Source organism: Paenibacillus agaridevorans (genome assembly GCF_018604145.1).
GTDB lineage: Bacteria > Bacillota > Bacilli > Paenibacillales > Paenibacillaceae > Pristimantibacillus > Pristimantibacillus agaridevorans.
Genome location: NZ_CP075889.1, coordinates 5,108,271 through 5,125,828, shown reverse-complemented (window position 1 = coordinate 5,125,828; position 17,558 = coordinate 5,108,271). Strand labels below are relative to the sequence as shown.

Here is a 17,558-nt window from a genome sequence, read left to right as displayed (position 1 = left end):
GCGCGAACTCTCGTCTACTGTGCCGTGTAGCCGCCGTCGATGACAACGGCTTGGCCGGTTATGCCGCGGGCCAGGTCGCTGCCCAGATACCATGCATATTCGGCTACTTCGGCTATATCGATCAGCCGACGTTGCGGCACCAGCGGCAAGATCGCGCTCTCCAGCGCCGACTCGGGCGTGATGCCGCGCATTCTCGCCACATCAGCCAACTGGTTGCGAACAAGCACGGTATCCACATAACCCGGACAAAGCGCATTGACGGTAATGCCGCAGGGAGCTGTTTCCAACGCGACGGCTTTGGTCAGGCCGATGACGCCATGCTTAGCGCTGTTGTAGGCGGCTTTGCCCGCAAAGCCGATCAATCCGTTGATGGACGAGATATTGATAATACGGCCGAAACGTCGCTTTTTCATGCCTGGAACAACTTGTTTGATTAGCATAAACGGAGCGGTTAGCATAATGGAGACCATTCGTTCGAACGTCGCGGTCGGGAAATCTTCCACCTGGGATACAAACTGCATGCCCGCATTGTTGATCAGAATATCAATGCCGCCCCATGTTTGCTGAACCTGTTCGATAACGTTCGAGATCTCGCTTTCGGATGTTACATCCAGAGGCAAGCCAAGCGCATGCCATCCGGCTTCGCGCCATTCGGCCGCCGCTTGTTTAACGGACGAACCGTCACGGTCGGTTAATACAACCCTGGCGCCTGCCTCGGCGAAGCGGCGTCCTATAGCGAGGCCAATGCCGCCGGCCGCTCCCGTCACCAATACGATGCGACTTTGATTGTGAAGTCCTTTTTCCAAGAATAATCCCCCCTCCGATTAATAAGCGTCTATAACGAGATGGTCCGACACCACCAGCTGAGGTTCGGTTGCCGCCTGGATATCGTCAACGGAAAAACCGGCCGCCGCTTCGACGAGAACGAGCCCTTGCGGAGTGATATCCATGACGGCGCGATCCGTAATGATGCGATGGACAACGCCCTGTCCGGTAAGCGGAAGCGTGCAACGATGCAGGATTTTGGGTTTGCCGTCCTTATTGACATGATCCATCATGACAACAATCCTCTTGGCTCCATGAACAAGATCCATGGCCCCGCCCATGCCTTTGACGATTTTTCCCGGAATCATCCAGTTTGCCAAGTCCCCGGTTTCGGACACTTCCATGCCGCCGAGTATGGCCAGATCGATATGTCCTCCCCGAATCATGCCAAATGATTCGGCGCTGTCGAAAAAAGAGGCGCCCGGCAGGGCAGTCACGGTTTCTTTGCCGGCGTTGATCAAATCGGGATCTACCTTCCCCGGCAAGGGGTAAGGACCGATTCCGATAAGCCCGTTCTCGGATTGAAGCGATACGCGTTTTCCGTCGGAGATGAGATTGGCTACCAAGGTAGGCATGCCGATGCCCAGGTTGACATAAAATCCATCGGCGATTTCCTTTTCGGCGCGCTGCGCCATCTTGATGCGTGGGTTTGTATTGGTCATAAAGAGTGCCCTCCTTCGGGATGCGACACGGTTAACTTCTCGATCCGCTTCTGCTGTTTGCCAATGATAAGTCCCTGTACATAAATGCCGGGGGTATGCACATGCTCGGGATCCAGGTAGCCATCGTCCAGCAGCGATTCCGTTTCCGCAATAGTGACCCTGCCTGCGGCCGCCATCAACGGATTGAAGTTGCGGGCCGTTCGATTGTAGGCAAGATTCCCTGCCCGATCGGCTATGGCAGAGCGGATCAGGCTGAAGTCCGCAGTCAAGGACTCCTCCAGCAAATAGGCTTTGCCGCCGAACACCCGCTGTTCGCGTCCTTCTTCCAGCGGCGTACCGATTCCGGCAGGCGTATAGAAAGCGGGAATGCCTGCTCCTCCGGCCCGGATTTTCTCGGCCAGCGTGCCTTGCGGCAGCAATTGGACCTCCACTTCTCCCGACAAGGCTTGGCGCTCGAATTCTTTGTTTTCTCCGACGTAGGAGGCCACGATTCGGGAAATTTGCCGATTGCGCAGCAGAATTCCCAGCCCCCAGTCGTCGACGCCGCAATTGTTCGAGATGACGGTCAGGTTTTTGACGCCGCGTTCGGCAAGTGCTGCGATTAGATTTTCGGGAATGCCGACAAGTCCGAATCCGCCGACCATCAAAGTAGCACCATCATGAATATCGGCAACGGCCTCTGCAAACGAGGTCCATACTTTCTTCTGCATCATCGTTGTTCAACTCCCCGCTCCAAAATGATGGCAATGCCTTGGCCGCCTCCGACGCATAACGCCGCCATGCCGTAACGAGCTTCCCGGCGAGCCATCTCATGCAGCAGCGTCACGACAATGCGCGCGCCGCTGGCGCCGATAGGATGGCCCAGCGCGATTGCACCGCCGCCCACGTTTAGTCGGCTGTCGTCCAGCCCGAAATGTTTTGCGAAAACCAAAGCTTGCGAAGCAAACGCCTCGTTGGCTTCAATTACGTTAATATCGGACATAGAGAGACCGGCTTTAGCCAGTGCCTGTTCGGCGGCCGGAATGGGTCCAAGCCCCATGAAGGCCGGATCTACTCCAACAACGGCACAGGATCGGATGGTTGCTAACGGCGTCAACTTGCGTGCCTCGACTTCCCGGCGGCTCGCTAACACAAGAGCGGCTGCGCCATCGTTGATACCGGAGGCGTTGCCAGCTGTTACCTTTCCGTCCTTCGCAAACGCCGGACGGAGCTTCGACAGGGCATCCATCGTCGTATCGGAACGAATGTATTCGTCATGATCGGCTAGGAGAGCGGGGCCCCGGCTCTGCGGTATTTCTATAGGTACGATTTCTTCGCGGAAGCGGCCTGCGGCCACCGCCGAGGCGGCCTTCATCTGACTGCGATGCGCGTAACGGTCCAATTCCTCGCGCTCCAGACTATAGGCCTCGCAAATATTTTCTGCGGTTATCCCCATGTGGACATCGTTCTGAGCGCACCATAATCCGTCGACAATCATGCTGTCCTTGATCATCCGGTCGCCCATCGGAAGACCGGAGCGGGAATTTTGCAGCAAATGGGGGGAGCGGCTCATATTTTCCATGCCTCCCGCAACGAGGATTTCTCCATCGCCGCTTTGAATCGAACGATAGGCCAGCTGTACCGCCATCAATCCCGAACCGCACACCTGATTGACCGTTGTAGCGGGCACGCTGACGGGGAGTCCCGCTTTGAGCGCCGCTTGTCTGGCCGGATTCTGACCCAGTCCCGCCTGCAGCACGTTGCCCATAAACACCTCCTGTACGTCGGTAGCGGAAAGACCTGACCGTTCGATTGCCGGAGCAATGACGGCCGCTCCCAGATCGACAGCGCTTATATCTTTGAACTGACCGTTAAATTTGCCAATAGCGGTCCTGACAGCGCTTACAATGATAACTTCCTGTTCTTTCATGCCAGCCTCACTCTCCCTTTCCATTCGCCCTGAACTTCGACTCTTAGGATGGTTTTAATTGTAAAGAAGACTTATTTATATGTAAAATAGATATAATTCATATCTTTAATTACAAAACAGAATAAATGGTGAGGGCGATGGCATATGGATCTTCAGTATTTACGTTATTTTATTGAGGTGGCGGAGCAGGGGAGCTTCTCCAGGTCGGCCGAGAAGCTGCATATCTCGCAGCCTGCGTTAAGCAAGGCGATCAAGAATATGGAAGAGGAGTTAGGCGTGGTGCTGTTTAACCGTTCGACGCGGCACCTGCAGTTAACGGACGACGGGGATGTTTTTTTACGGTACGCTCGTGCGATGCTTGCCATGTCCCGTGATCTGCAGTCGTCACTAAATGAAGGCAAACAATTGAAGAGAGGAAATATATCTTTTGGGCTACCGCCCGTTATCGGAGCAAGCTTGTTCCCTGCTATCATTGCCGACTTTCGTCGAACCTACCCGCGCGTCCGGCTCCAGCTTCTGGAGGAAGGAGGAAAGGTGGTGGAACAGCAAATTCGGGAGGCGAAGCTGGATCTTGGCGCCGTCGTGCTGCCTGTAGACGAGTCGCTGTTCGACGCCTTTCCTTTGGCCAAGGAACGTCTGTCGCTTATCGTACATGCGGACCATCCTCTGGCGAGGGAACGTTTGGTTCGGTTATCGGAGCTTCGGGAGGAGCCGTTTATTTTGTTCAAGGAGGGTTTCTCCTTGTACGACCGCGTTCGGGACGCCTGTATTCGAGAGGGCTTTGAGCCGGATATCGTTTTCGAAAGCTCGCAGTGGGATTTTATCGGCGAGATGGTAGGCGCAGGGCTCGGAATTGCGTTTCTTCCGCCTACCGTGGCGAAGAAACTCGATCCGGAAAACGTGAGCGTTATTGCGGAAACGGATCCGCCGATCGCATGGGATTTGGCGATCATCTGGAGTCGACAGCATTATTTGTCCCACGCCTCCAGAGCATGGCTGCAGCATATTCGCGAGTGGAACGAAAAAACGGACCTGCGGATGTCTTAATCTTTAAGAGGTTGTTCAAAAAGTCCGCTTCCCATTACGAAGTAATCTTGAAAGCTTTCTCGACGTCGAATATTGAATTCAGCCGAACCTTCCGGTGCTCACGTAGCTTCCACTACGCTCGGCTCCTCAGGTCCTAGCTTCATCCAATCTTCTCGGTACTGATAACCGAACTTAGTGAACACGCAATTTAAGATGGAGGACTCTTGTAACTGCATGGACAATTGTTAGTTGGAATGCCGATCAGGCTCATCCGAACATAGGATTGATAAGTAATGTGCATGTGCCGTCTAATTGGCGTCTATGTTTTGTTTTAAACATTGTAACTACAATGAACTTATTGCTTAATTGATATTCTTGGAGGTGCTTCCGTTGAAGGGAGTTGCAATTCTGTGGAAAAACAAGGTGCGCAATGGTTCAATTACGGTTACACATGGAGACATTGAAAGTGGAGGTTTAATCTACGGCCAAGGCACTTATGACTCTATTAAACAAACTTTTCAAATGGATGCCGAGAGCAGACTAGAGCTGCAAGTCATCAATGAGAGCATTCAGTTGGGCGCCCATTCGACCATCCTATCGATCAGGACGGATCAGCATGCCTTTAGCTTTTACTTGAGAGACGTGACTAAAGCCTATCCAATCTATATAAAGGAATACGAAGTCATCGTTACGGTACCCGAGAACGCTAGCGACTATGAACAAATCGTCAAGACTGTCCATAACCAGGGGATGCAGACGAATCTTGAACGGCTGGAGGACGAGCCGGAAGAGAGCTACGAAACGGCGGCGAATGCCACTCGCCCCCTAATGACTCCCGTATGGCTTGGATTGTCTAGAGATATACGTATTTTCGAGTCGGATTATCGGGGGGGCGGCGAAAGCGACATCGATCGTATGTGGGATAACATCCGGCCGCGAAATGCTGGTGAGCGGGTGCATCTGGAGGAGACCGGCGGGACAGCCGTCCAGTACAGCTACTTATTGGGGAGAGGCTTGGGTTGCGAGCATCGGTTGACTCGCAGACTCCATAATGGCATTTTTCCGATCGTTGAGGCTGTCATACAAGATCAAGACATCCGCTATGAGAATACAGCATTCGTTTCCTTTGAGAGAAGCCCATTATCGGTGTCGACCCTTAAGGGGACTCCTTATTTAAAGGCAGATCAGCATGGTGTAGGATATATGTTTACGCCGGAGCAGCGTGCGGAATATGAAGGGCTTATAGAATTAGAATTAGAATTAGAGCCGCCTTCGGAAGAGGAGGCTGTCTATTATTCGAGGACCATTGCAACGAATCAGGCACGCGTTCCAAGGTATGCGTGGTTTAAAAATCCATTCGTGGTTAATATCGAGCGAACGTTTGATGGCGAGGCCGGACTTGGCATGTTTAGCTCTGAGCGTGTATTTGTTGTATCCAAGATCAATGGACGTCCGATGCCGCAAGAGGAAATGGCTATACTGCTAAGTCCGGGCGAATCGGTGGTCTACGAATTTTATATCCCGCATCAGCCCATTAGTCGCAGCCGGGCCATGCAGCTTGGATTACAGGACTTTACGATAAAACATCGGGAATGCGTCGATTTTTGGGCAGCCAAGCTGCAAAATACGATGGAGATAAAGCTCCCGGAGCAGCGGATTCAAGAGATGATGCAGGCGGGATTTATGCATCTGGATCTGATTAGCTATGGTTTGGAGTCCGAGGGGCCCTTAGTGCCGATGATTGGCGTATATACGGCAATAGGGTCCGAAAGCTCTCCTATCATTCAATATTTGGATTCCGTTGGAGCACATGCGAATGCGGAGCGGGCGCTTCAATTTTTTTTGGATAAGCAGCACGAAAGCGGTTTCATTCAAAATTTTGGCGGCTATATGCTGGAGACGGGTGCTGCTCTTTGGAGTATGGGAGAGCATTACCGCTATACCAGGGATGAAGCATGGGTGGATAAAATAAAGCCGAAGCTCATCAAAGCTTATCATTTTCTAATGGATTGGCGTAAGCGGAATTTGCGCGAGGAGCTGAGGGGAAGGGGCTATGGGATGCTGGAAGGGAAAACAGCGGATCCCGAGGATCACTTCCGTTCTTATATGCTTAATGGCTTTGCTTTTGTAGGCTTAAAGCGGTTAGCCGAGATGCTGTTATCGAGCGATAAGGCGCTGTCCCAGCAAATTCTTGAGGATGCTGATGCAATGAAGCGGGACATCCGTATATCGCTGAAGGAGGCCATAGCCCGATCGCCGGTTATTCCGCTTGGCGATGGGAGTTGGATCCCGACATGTCCGCCTTGGGCGGAGTATACGGGACCGCTGGCGCTGTATGCAGACGGAGGGAGCTGGGGCACGCATGGATCTATTGCTGCCCGAGACTCTTTGCTAGGACCGTTATATCTGGTCATTCAGGAAGTGCTTGAGCCCGATGAACAGGAGACGACATTTCTATTGCAGTTCCATAATGAATTATTTTGTTTACGCAATGTGGCATTAAGTCAGCCTTATTATAGCGTTCACCCATGGATCCATCTTAAGCGTGGGGAGACGAAGGCGTTTCTCAAAACATTTTATAATGGCTTGGCTAGTTTGGCTGATCGAGAAATCTATACCTTCTGGGAGCACTTTTGGCATGCGAGTCCGCATAAGACTCACGAAGAAGGATGGTTTCTTATGCAGTGCCGGTGGATGCTCTATATGGAGGAAGGGCAGACCTTAAAGCTGCTTCCGGGTATTCCGAGGGCATGGATGGAGCATGGGAAGACGATCTCCCTGCATCGGGCTGCCAGTTATTTTGGTCAATTCTCCATGGTGATCGAATCCAATATCCATAACGGCAGTATGACGGCTACGATTGAGTTTTATTCCGAACGACTCCCTGAAACGATTGAAATACGTTTGCCGCATCCGCAAGGAAAACAGGCATGTCGCGCGAGCAACGGCAGCTATAATCCGGACAGGGAATCAGTTGTCATTGCGGTATCGGGTTCGATTACACAGGTTATACTTGAATTCTAGTGTCTATTCGGTGTCCCTTCCTCTCTTGGAGGAGGGGACCTTTGCTTTTTTTGCGGCTATCTTCACTTTCGCATTTAAGATAGACAATTGTTCGTTCAAGATGGACAATCATTAGCTGTGATGACAGATCAGAGAGCGAGGCATGAAATTCAGATGATTTGTTCATGCAAGCTCTAAGCAGCGTTCATGTTCGAATGGAAGCGTTTTATTTATACTTTGGTTACAGACAAAATAAAAGCAAGCGTGGTGAATTTCTATTGGCAAAACTTATACAAAAGATGGACCGAAGCAGCGGCGTACCGCGAAATCCGAAAAATCGATTGCTGAAGGAGATTATTAGACATAAGTACTTCTATATTCTTCTGACCCCTGTTGTGATCTACTTTGCTGTATTTGCTTATGCTCCTATGTACGGGGTCGTTCTTGCCTTTAAGGATTTTAATTATGCCAAAGGGATTATGGGCAGTCCCTGGAACAACTTCGAGAACTTCAAGGCTGTTCTGGGCAATCCCGGTTTTATTGGAGCTTTCCGAAACACGGTCTTAATCAGTTTGGGCCGATTGGTCATCGAATTCCCGGTTCCCATTATTCTGGCCTTGTTGCTGAATGAAATATCCAAAAGCAAGCTGAAGCGGATTTTCCAAACCGTGTTTACTTTTCCGCATTTCATAAGCTGGGTTGTCTTAAGCGGAATTATTATCGGCATCTTCAGTGATCAAGGCTTATGGAATCAACTCCTTGTTACATTTGGATTGGAGAAAAAATCAGTATTAACCGATCCTAACAGCTTTACGGCGATGATATTCCTCTCAAGTATATGGAAGGAGGCCGGGTGGTCATCCATTTTGTATTTGGCGACAATCGCTAGTATAAACCCCGAGCTGTATGAGGCAGCCTCTATAGACGGAGCCAACAGGTTCCAGCAGATGAAGGCGATTACGTGGCCGGTTGTAAAGACGACAGCGGCGATCCTGCTCATCCTGGCTGTGGGGAATCTAATGAACGGCGGATTCGATCAGATCTTTAATCTCTATAACCCTATCGTTTATAGCCATGTGGATATTATAGATACCTTTGTTTATCGAAGTGCTTTCCTGGATTCGACCGGATTCGGATTTTCAACGACGGTGGGAGTGTTGAAGTCAGTCATAAATTTTGCCTTTTTGTTTGGAGCTAATTATATCGTCAAGGTCGTTTGGAAAGAGGAGGGATTGTAGGTGAAGCGCAGATTTAGTGTCATTGATTTATCCATTACCCTATTCCTCGGACTCGGCGCTGTTCTTGCTTTATTTCCTTTTTACCAGACGCTTATGTTATCTTTTTCCACCATTAGCGATCTTGGAGGCGGCAAGATATTTCTACTGCCGAAGCAGTTTGATCTTTCTTCTTATAAGTACTTGTTTATGGAAGGCAAAGTGACGAGAGGGCTGTTGATATCGGTCATTGTAACGGTACTGGGAACTGCGGTGAGCTTGATCGTTACGACGACAGGGGCCTATGCATTATCCAAAAAAACATTGCCTGGAAGGAACTTTGTCTTTAATGCGATCATTGTTACGATGTTTTTCTCAGGCGGGTTAATCCCTACGTATTTGCTTCTTCAGAAGCTTTACATGCAGAATAATTTGCTAGTCATGATTCTTCCCGTAGCTGTTAATGCCTTTAATCTTATTCTCATGAAAAACTTTTTTAATGGCATCTCGCCTGAGCTGGAGGAGTCCGCCAAGATGGACGGCGCGAATGACATCATGATTTTAGTGCGAATTGTGGTCCCGGTGTCATTGCCCATTATTTTTACAATGATGTTGTTCTACGCAGTTGAACGCTGGAATGAGTGGTGGCTGCCTATGCTGTTCCTCAATGATTCGAAGCTGTATCCTCTTCAGCTTGTGTTAAGAAATGCAATTGCCAATGTCAATCAAATCCTTAATAATACGGCTGGAGCACAACTTGCGGCAGGTATTAAAAATATCTACGGCGACTCTGTTAAATCCGCGATGATCATTATCTCTGCCGTACCTATTATCGTGGTGTACCCATTTATCCAGAAGTACTTCGCCTCTGGCATCATGATCGGTTCTATCAAAGGTTAATACTAGCGAAAGCTATTATTATACAAGATTATAAGAAAATAAAAGGGAGGATCCACAATGAAAAGAAAGGTTATAAAATCGTCTGTATTGCTAAGCTTGTTGCTAGTGCTTGTTGTTTCGGCTTGTAGTAATAACGGGAACCAACCAGCGGCATCAACTGACCCAACAACCAGCAACAATGAGACTGGCGCGACTGCAGCTCCCTCGACAGATCCCAATGCGGAGAAGATCGAGCTTACCGTGTCAACCTGGAATATACAGGAGGGCTTTGACGATCCAGGCGCAAAAAACGACACGATTGCCAACAACATGCAGGAAAAGTTTAATTTGACGCTTAAACCGGTTCAGGTAACCTGGGATGATTGGACTGAGAAGTATAAAATTTGGGCCACTTCCAATCAGTTGCCTGACATGTTCGTCAATAATTTGGTAACGGATGACCCCGGTCTTTATGTGACGTGGGCGGAGCAAGGTATTATAAAACCGCTTCCCGAGGATATGAGCAAATACCCAAATCTGGCCAAGATCTTGGAACTTCCTTCTGTACAGCCGTTGAAATTAGACGGGAAATATTACATGATTCCAAGGCTGACATATGATAACTCAGATGATTGGGTGTTGGACAGACCCATTAGATATCGCAAGGATTGGGCTGCCGAGGCGGGATATACATCCGATCCCAAGAGCTTCGACGAATTTGTGGCTATGACCAAGGCCGTATTGGCCAAGCATCCTAACGCTGTAGGTTTGGCTGTAAATAACAATCAGACTTTACTTACCCATTTCCTTGGCAGCTATCCTGAGATGGCCAATATTAAATCTTGGGTGAAAGAAGACAACCGATGGATACCTTCTTATGCCTCGTCGAAGGTGAATCAAGGCGTGCAAGAGCTTAGGTCCTTATATGAGCAAGGGATTCTGGATAAGGATTTCGCGATTCAAAAGGTTGGCGATGGACCGAACAAGTTCTTGAATGGGCAGGCATTCGCCGTATATGGCGGCGGTATCAGTCTTGATCTGCTGAATCAGTTCGAGAAAGCGAATCCCGGAGTGACTGCGGCAGAAGGAATCGGCCTTATGTCCATGTGGCCGGCAGCAGATGGAAAAAAATACACCTTTGCGGAAACACCGTACTGGTCGGAAATGTTCTTTAGAGCCGATCTGGATGATGCCAAATTCGACCGCGCCTTGCAACTGATCGATTATATGGCATCCGAGGAATTTGCCGTGCTCGTCAAAAACGGGATCGAAGGCGTAGATTTCAAGATGGAGAATGGCAAAGCGGTTTCCTTGCTCACGCAAGATGAATCATTGGCTAAAAAATATCCGATTATTAACGTGATCTCCTATTTGGGAGCATGGAATCAAGGATTCATTTATTCCGGCAAACAAACGTTAAATACAAATCCTATAATGGCCGCGTACGAGCAATTGCAAATCGATACGTTTAACAAATTAAAGGCAGAGGGTACGCCAATCCCGATTAACTTTGATGTGCTGCTGCTATCCACTCCTGCCAAAGACGCCATTGGCGGATTGACGGCTACGGCTATGGATGATCTGTACAAGGTTATTCTGGGCAAAGAAGATGCGGTAACGATGTGGCAGAATGCGGTTAAAAGTTATGATGCCAAGGGGCTTCAAGAAGCCATTACCGAGGTGAACGCTAAGGCGGCAGAGCTAGGAATCAACTAAGACGAAGGGGATGCAGTCGAGATCATAATGCTGCATCCCCCTTTCTATAAGAAGGAGAATCATCATGCGCATAGGTGTCATTGGATACGGTCTTCGAATTCAGAACATCGTGGAATACTTGCTGGCTTCCAACGAGGATGTCAGACTTGCAGCCATTACGGATATTAACTGGAGTAAGGTAAAGGCACAGCTTACGGAGAAGGGAAGAGACATTGCAGCCATTGCAATGTATTCGGATGCGGATGAAATGTTGGACAAGGAGCAACTGGATGGCGTATTAATCGGAACGAGATGCTCCCTGCACACGGTAATGGCGAAGAAGGTATTGTTGCGTAATTTGCCCTTGTACCTGGAGAAGCCTGTAGCCACAACGATGGCTGATCTGCTTTCGCTCAAAGAATCCGCCGAGCGCTCTGCAAGCGAGGTCATTGTTTCCTTCCCATTAAGAAATACGGCACTTGTAAGAACGGCGAAAGAAATCGTGGATTCAGGCAAGCTAGGAACGATCGAGCATGTGCAAGCGATCAATAATGTGCCCTATGGCGGGGTCTACTTCCATGATTGGTATAGAGACGAGAAGGAAACGGGAGGGTTGTTTCTCCAGAAGTCTACGCACGACTTTGACTATATCAACCACCTGCTCGGCATTAAGCCGGTCGCGATTTGCGCGATGAAATCCAAGCAGATCTTCAAGGGCAATAAGCCTGCGGGGTTGCATTGCAAAGATTGCGAGGAATACAAGAGCTGTCCGGAAAGCCCGTATGTGCTTAAGTATTTCAAGTCCGAGCCTGATATGTACATTCAGGGGGAGATGTGTTCATTTGCCACGGACACGGGCAATGAGGATTCTGGCAGTGCGATCATTCAGTATGAAACCGGCATGCATGCGAGCTATTCTCAGAACTTTTTTTCCAGAAAGGGCGCAGAGGCAAGAGGAGCCAGACTGCTGGGCTACAAGGGAACTTTAGAATTTGATTTCTATACGGAAGCGATTAAAGTCTATATGCATAATACGCCTAGGGTCGAAACGTATCAATTAGACTCCTCGCAGATGTCCCATGGAGGTGGTGATGCCATTCTTGTCCATAACTTTATCCAGGTTATGAAAGGAGAGGAGAAGTCGGGAACCCCGTTAAATGATGGTCTCCTAAGCGCCTTAATGTGTTTAAAAGCGACCCATTCATCAGAAACACATACCTTTAAGACAATAGCATGGGAATAACTATTGGGAGGTTGCAAGATGAGAGGTTTAAAGTGGATTAGAATAAGGAAAGGTCTCGCCGGATTTCTTTCATTTTCGCTGCTTTTACTATCATTAGGAAGTATTCAGCCGACGTATGCTGCAGATGAGGAATTGCCCATAGGCAATACGATAGAAAGTAATGCTCTGGTCGTGGAACTGGATCCGAATTATCCCCAAGTTATTACGTACACCCTAAAAGACAACAATGGTTTTATCGAGGGAAGCGAACCACAGGCCAACGTATCCGATTATCGAATATCGATCAACGATGTCGATTATGCAGCGTCGGCTACGTTTACTGTAGAGTCAGTCAATAGCGCGGAATATATCGTTACGGTCAATGACGTGGATCTTGACGGAGCAGGTCCGCTAACAATGAGAACGGTTACATTAAAATATCTATTCGCGGTGGAAGGGACAACGTTGACCAAGAAGATCACGGAAATTAACGGAGATGATATCAGTGCGCCATTCCGTGTGCAATTAAAGTATCCGATTATGAGTGTCAATGATGGCACTATGGCTGACACTGGAGTTGCAGTATCCAATATAGGCGGAGTTCAATCGCCTACCTTGGGCTATACCTATAATCAAACAAGCGACTTTATATGGACTTTGCAGGATATGTACGATGCGTATATCGTTTATAATTCTGATTTGTTTAGGGATAAACATTTCCTGGAGCAGGTTGCTTATGCTTTTGTATGGAATGACAAAGCTGTTGGCGGCGTTTATACGCCAAGCTCCTTTGATCGTCCTTATACGATGCGGCTTCGTTATAATGACAATGCCGCAAAAACGGCGGATATATATGATGGCGTTTATTATCACAGATTGGCTGATGGTCATCGACCACAGAATGAGAGCGAGTTGGGAGTACTAAATGAGGTATGGTATGAAAGTCAAGTTCATATAGGCCAGGACAGCAACAACAATGGTCAAGTGGATTGGCAGGATGGCGCCCTATGGGTGCGAGAGCAAATTCCGCAAATGCCTGAGGAATTAAGAGAATTCTTTAATGGTGGAAACTGGCATCAGACGCATGGAGCATTTCCGGGTCCAGGCGGGTTATCCTCCACCTTTAAAGGCTTTACTGTAGTGAATAGCAGCTTGGATCATTTGGAGGAAGCTCAAAGACAAACCTTTAACATGACCGATGGGGTGGGGAAGCAATCCTATGAATATGTCGGTTGGAATGGCCGCGGGCATGATTATGGCTGGCCAAGTATAAATGAAATTTATTATAATCCGGCTTTAGGAACAGATGCAAAAATGGCTGAAGTGAAATCGGCTATGGATAACTATGGCGGAGATTTATCTTTCCATGTGAATATGACGGATATGACGACGAATAGTAATGCCTATATGAGAGGATCAACTCCGAGTATTTATGGAAATGCAGAAATCGCAACAGATGGTTTGCAATATTGTACTACCGTGTTTGGATGGGATGCCTACCAAATCAGTCATTATACGGATGTGAAGGCAGGCTATCCATTTAATCGTCAAGATGCATTTGTTGATCGTTTTTGGTCGCCGCTAATTATTTATCAGGATGTCATGATCGATTATCCTAAGGGTGAGTATGGGAAGGCTGAAGAACGTTATGCCAAAAAGAGAGAAATCGATCATTGGGCAGCTCTTGGCACTTATGCTGCAACTGAATATTACGATGCTGAGAAGCGCCTTAATGGGGGGTTTATATTTAAGGTAGAGAATAGGGCACCCGCCGTGCTTGATAGCTTTATCAACGCGGGGAAGACGGTATTCCACTCTACACGTACCTACCAGACACAAGCTCAGGATTATATTTGGGGTACGCTTTACAGCGATACAGAGAGAAACGGCAATGTTAATATTGGCTATGATCAAAATCGAAGCGCAATTGCACTTACGAAGATGACGTTTTTGTACAGCCTGCTTAACGGTTATTTAGCTCAATATGGGATTCAAGAATATGAAGATACGGAAACTCGTACCTACACACGTTGGGGAGATAACGTGATTTATGAGTATGACAAAGCGACTCAAAAGATTTCTGTGACAAATGATGATGTTGTTATAGCAAATGGAACGGATCGTTTTATTCCAGCGTTTGATGGCACGGATCGTATATTTGTTTATGGTGTGGAGGCGGGTCATGCCAATACGTGGAAACTTCCTGAAGCCTGGAGCAGCTACAGTACGCTTGATTTATTTGAATTGACCTCGGAAGGAAGAAGCTACGTCGATACGATTTATGTAAATAGTGGTCAGGTAACGCTTAACACGAAAGCATTAACAGGTTATGTTCTTGTACCATCCGAAAGCAATAATCGTGAGGTCATTTATGGTGCAAATCTTAGTCTGCATGCCAAGGTTACGGCATCATCGCATACGGAGGATGGATATAATAGCACAACTCACTCGTATACAGGTACTGAGTTTAGAACCATTACGAATGAAAACGCTCCTGATGGAGATTGGACGACCGTTCTTAAGGACATGACATCCACAATGATCGACAGTCAAGGGACGATTACCTATCAAGCGTTAGTATTAGGAGCCTTCACGGCAGATGGTGTTCCAAGCAGTTATTGGACTCCCAATATTAACACTTCAGTAGGCAGTGTTGATATGGCAGATGGTGAAGCCTGGGTGGAGTATGAGCTAGGGGAATACTTGCCGATTAACAAATTCGTTATTCAGGAAGCGGGAGCAGATGGTGACAATGTTACTTCCTTCCGAATTGATTATTTCTCTGCGCCATGGGGGAAATACCTACCGCTCTATACGGGTACGAATATTCCACTGACTGTCATAGAGACGGATACTGTATTTACCAATAAAATTAGGCTTGTCATTACCGGAGCGGAATCTAATTCGCCCAAAATTAGTGAGTTTGAGATCTATGGCGCCGAGCAGTACACCAGAGATTTTAACGATAATCTAGAGGATGATTTGCAAATTGTGAAAGGGAATGAACTCTCTGAATTATCCGTTACCAATGGAGAACTTCAGATTCAAGGAGGAGAGTTCCTGGTCATTGACAATAGCTCTCCAATTGTAGAGGACAGTGTTTACTCCTTTAAGATGAAGTTTACGGGGTCGGGGGGAGCAGGTGCAGTCTTCCGATATGCTTCCCCAGACTCGTACACATGGATCGGATTTCAGTCCGGTGGCGCTGTCAGGATGCGAATATTTAATGAAGATTTGGAAGAATGGGTTGAGAGGTCATTTACTGCGTTTAATACGGAGGATGGCGAGTGGCATCAGATCGATATCGAATTTATCGATCAGAATGTATGGATTAGGATCGATAACATTGATGTGTATTATGGAGAATTAACACATCCGGGCCAAGAGCAGCCAATCGTTGCAGGTAAAACCGGCTTTACGGTTTGGGGAGATGCAGAAGCTGCCTTTGATAATGCTTCTATATCCATTTCAAATCCGGAGTCTAACCCTGTTTCAGCTATAGAGGCTCAGGCTATCATAGGTTCGGTAACTGGAAGCGCAGCTATTCAATCAGCCGTTGATGCAGGAAACCGTCTGGTGCTCAAGCTGTCTGAAGGCAGCATGAGTGTGCCTAATGTAGGCGATCTTGCACCCACGGGAACAGGAGTTGTAGACCCGTATCTTTCAGGGGCGGATATTAGCGATGTAAGCGCAGGTATGTATGTAGGGGTCTATGAAGTGGATAGCAGCAACCAGGTGGCAGGTTTTAAGCTGCTGCAGCTGACGGAAGAGAATATTAAAGCCGCACCGATTCCTGCAAAGGAATTGTCTGCCACGGTGTCTCAGGGCAATGCCGTACAGACGAGCAAGGTAGACGCTGTTGCAAGGTTGGGCAATCAGCTTGTTATTCAACTGTCTTCTAGTAGTATAGCCGTACCGTATATTGGCGATTTAGCACCTGCAGGAGCTGGAGTCATACAACCGTATACGTCCGGTGCAGACATAAGCGGAGTAAGCGCTTGTCAATATATAGGCGTTTATGAAGTGAATAGCAATAATCAAGTGCTTAGCTTTAAGCTGCTGCAGCTAACAATCGACGATATAAAGCCGACCCCAGCGACGGAACTAGCTGCGACAGTAGCGCAGGGAAGTGCGAATGGAACGAGTCGCTTTAATGCTGAAGTTGAGACGGGCAATAAGCTAGTCATTCAATTTTCATTTAACCCGATCGCGATCCCTTTCATAGGCAATCCTGCACCGATAGGACCAGGAGTAACGAATCCGTATACGTCCGGTGCAAATCTTTATGGTGTAAGTGTGGGATTGTATGTTGGTGTATATGAGGTAGATAGTAATAATCTGGTGGTAGGCTTTAAGCAGCTTCAGTTGGAGGAAGGTAATATTAGGACGACGCCGGAACCGGCAACGACCCCAGGACCAACATCAACGCCGGGATCTACAGCCATACCAGCACCGACTGCAACACCAGCGCCGACACCAACAGTGACACCGACGCCATCAGTGACGCCAACATCGACACCAGGACCTTCGTTAAATGATGTGGCTGGACATTGGGCAGAAGCAGGCATGCAAGATGCAATTAGCCGAGGAATCGTTACGGGCTATTCGGATGGTACGTTTAAACCGAATCAGCAGGTCACACGTGCAGAGTTCACCGTCATGCTTATGCGCGGATTAAAGCCAGAGTCAGAGGGTGCGGCTATAGCCTTCACGGATTCAGAGTTTATCGGAGCGTGGGCGGAGCAAGCCATTGCCCAAGCTGCCTGGGCGGGAATCATCTCGGGCTATGCCGACAATACCTTCCGTCCGAAAGCTATCATTACCCGATTGGAGATGGCAGTAATCGTTGCAAGAGCACTCGGGCTTACGTTAGAAGCTGCATCGACAACGGGATTTGCAGATGATCAGGATATTCCGAGTTGGGGGAAGGCCGCAGTTGCGGTTGTACGACAAGCCGGAATCGTGCAAGGGCAATTAAACAACAGATTTAATCCTGCTGGCATGGCAACAAGAGCAGAAGCAGTGACCGTCATACTCCGATTACTGGACGCTCAAGAGGAGTAACAGAATGGAGCCACCCTGAATGTGATTCATATTCAGGGTGGTTTTAATAAATAACTTAT

The 17,558-nt window shown here is 48.2% G+C and carries 11 protein-coding genes; 7 read left to right on the top strand and 4 right to left on the bottom strand.

Annotation, left to right across the window (positions count from 1 at the left end):
* Window positions 1–14 precede the first annotated feature (14 nt).
* From KJW29_RS20830 to KJW29_RS20815, 4 genes are read right to left on the bottom strand one after another with little or no spacing between them, the layout of a single operon-like run.
* Window positions 15–806 carry a 3-hydroxybutyrate dehydrogenase gene (locus KJW29_RS20830; protein ID WP_214626014.1) on the bottom strand — a complete coding sequence of 264 codons (792 nt, stop codon included), beginning with the start codon at window positions 804–806 and terminating at the stop codon, window positions 15–17.
* A gap of 18 nt (window positions 807–824) precedes the next feature.
* On the bottom strand, window positions 825–1,487 hold the full coding sequence (locus KJW29_RS20825) for a 3-oxoacid CoA-transferase subunit B (protein WP_214626013.1): 663 nt from the start codon (window positions 1,485–1,487) through the stop codon (window positions 825–827).
* Window positions 1,484–2,200, bottom strand: a complete 717-nt coding sequence (locus KJW29_RS20820) for a CoA transferase subunit A (protein ID WP_246608308.1) — start codon at window positions 2,198–2,200, stop codon at window positions 1,484–1,486. The genes KJW29_RS20825 and KJW29_RS20820 overlap by 4 nt, the downstream gene beginning before the upstream one ends.
* Entirely contained in the window at window positions 2,197–3,396 is a 1,200-nt protein-coding gene (locus tag KJW29_RS20815; RefSeq protein WP_214626012.1) for an acetyl-CoA C-acetyltransferase, read from the bottom strand. Before KJW29_RS20815 ends, KJW29_RS20820 begins: the two co-directional genes overlap by 4 nt.
* Window positions 3,397–3,540: 144 nt before the next feature.
* Between KJW29_RS20815 and KJW29_RS20810 the strand changes: the two genes are divergently transcribed.
* From KJW29_RS20810 to KJW29_RS20780, 7 genes are all read left to right on the top strand, one after another.
* On the top strand, window positions 3,541–4,443 hold the full coding sequence (locus KJW29_RS20810; RefSeq protein ID WP_214626011.1) for a LysR family transcriptional regulator: 903 nt from the start codon (window positions 3,541–3,543) through the stop codon (window positions 4,441–4,443).
* A gap of 369 nt (window positions 4,444–4,812) precedes the next feature.
* Window positions 4,813–7,446, top strand: a complete 2,634-nt coding sequence (locus tag KJW29_RS20805) for a glucosidase family protein (protein WP_214626010.1) — start codon at window positions 4,813–4,815, stop codon at window positions 7,444–7,446.
* 257 nt (window positions 7,447–7,703) lie between these two features.
* On the top strand, window positions 7,704–8,663 hold the full coding sequence (locus tag KJW29_RS20800; protein ID WP_246608307.1) for an ABC transporter permease: 960 nt from the start codon (window positions 7,704–7,706) through the stop codon (window positions 8,661–8,663).
* Window positions 8,664–9,539 (top strand): carbohydrate ABC transporter permease, encoded by an 876-nt coding sequence (locus KJW29_RS20795; protein WP_214626009.1) that lies wholly within the window; start codon window positions 8,664–8,666, stop codon window positions 9,537–9,539.
* A 57-nt stretch (window positions 9,540–9,596) separates the two neighbouring features.
* Window positions 9,597–11,234: a type 2 periplasmic-binding domain-containing protein gene (locus KJW29_RS20790; RefSeq protein ID WP_214626008.1), complete on the top strand. Its 1,638-nt coding sequence runs from the start codon at window positions 9,597–9,599 to the stop codon at window positions 11,232–11,234.
* Between the two features lie 64 nt (window positions 11,235–11,298).
* Window positions 11,299–12,456, top strand: coding sequence for a Gfo/Idh/MocA family protein (locus tag KJW29_RS20785; RefSeq protein WP_214626007.1), 1,158 nt, complete (start codon window positions 11,299–11,301; stop codon window positions 12,454–12,456).
* A gap of 18 nt (window positions 12,457–12,474) precedes the next feature.
* Window positions 12,475–17,499, top strand: coding sequence for an S-layer homology domain-containing protein (locus KJW29_RS20780; protein WP_214626006.1), 5,025 nt, complete (start codon window positions 12,475–12,477; stop codon window positions 17,497–17,499).
* Window positions 17,500–17,558: the final 59 nt, after the last annotated feature.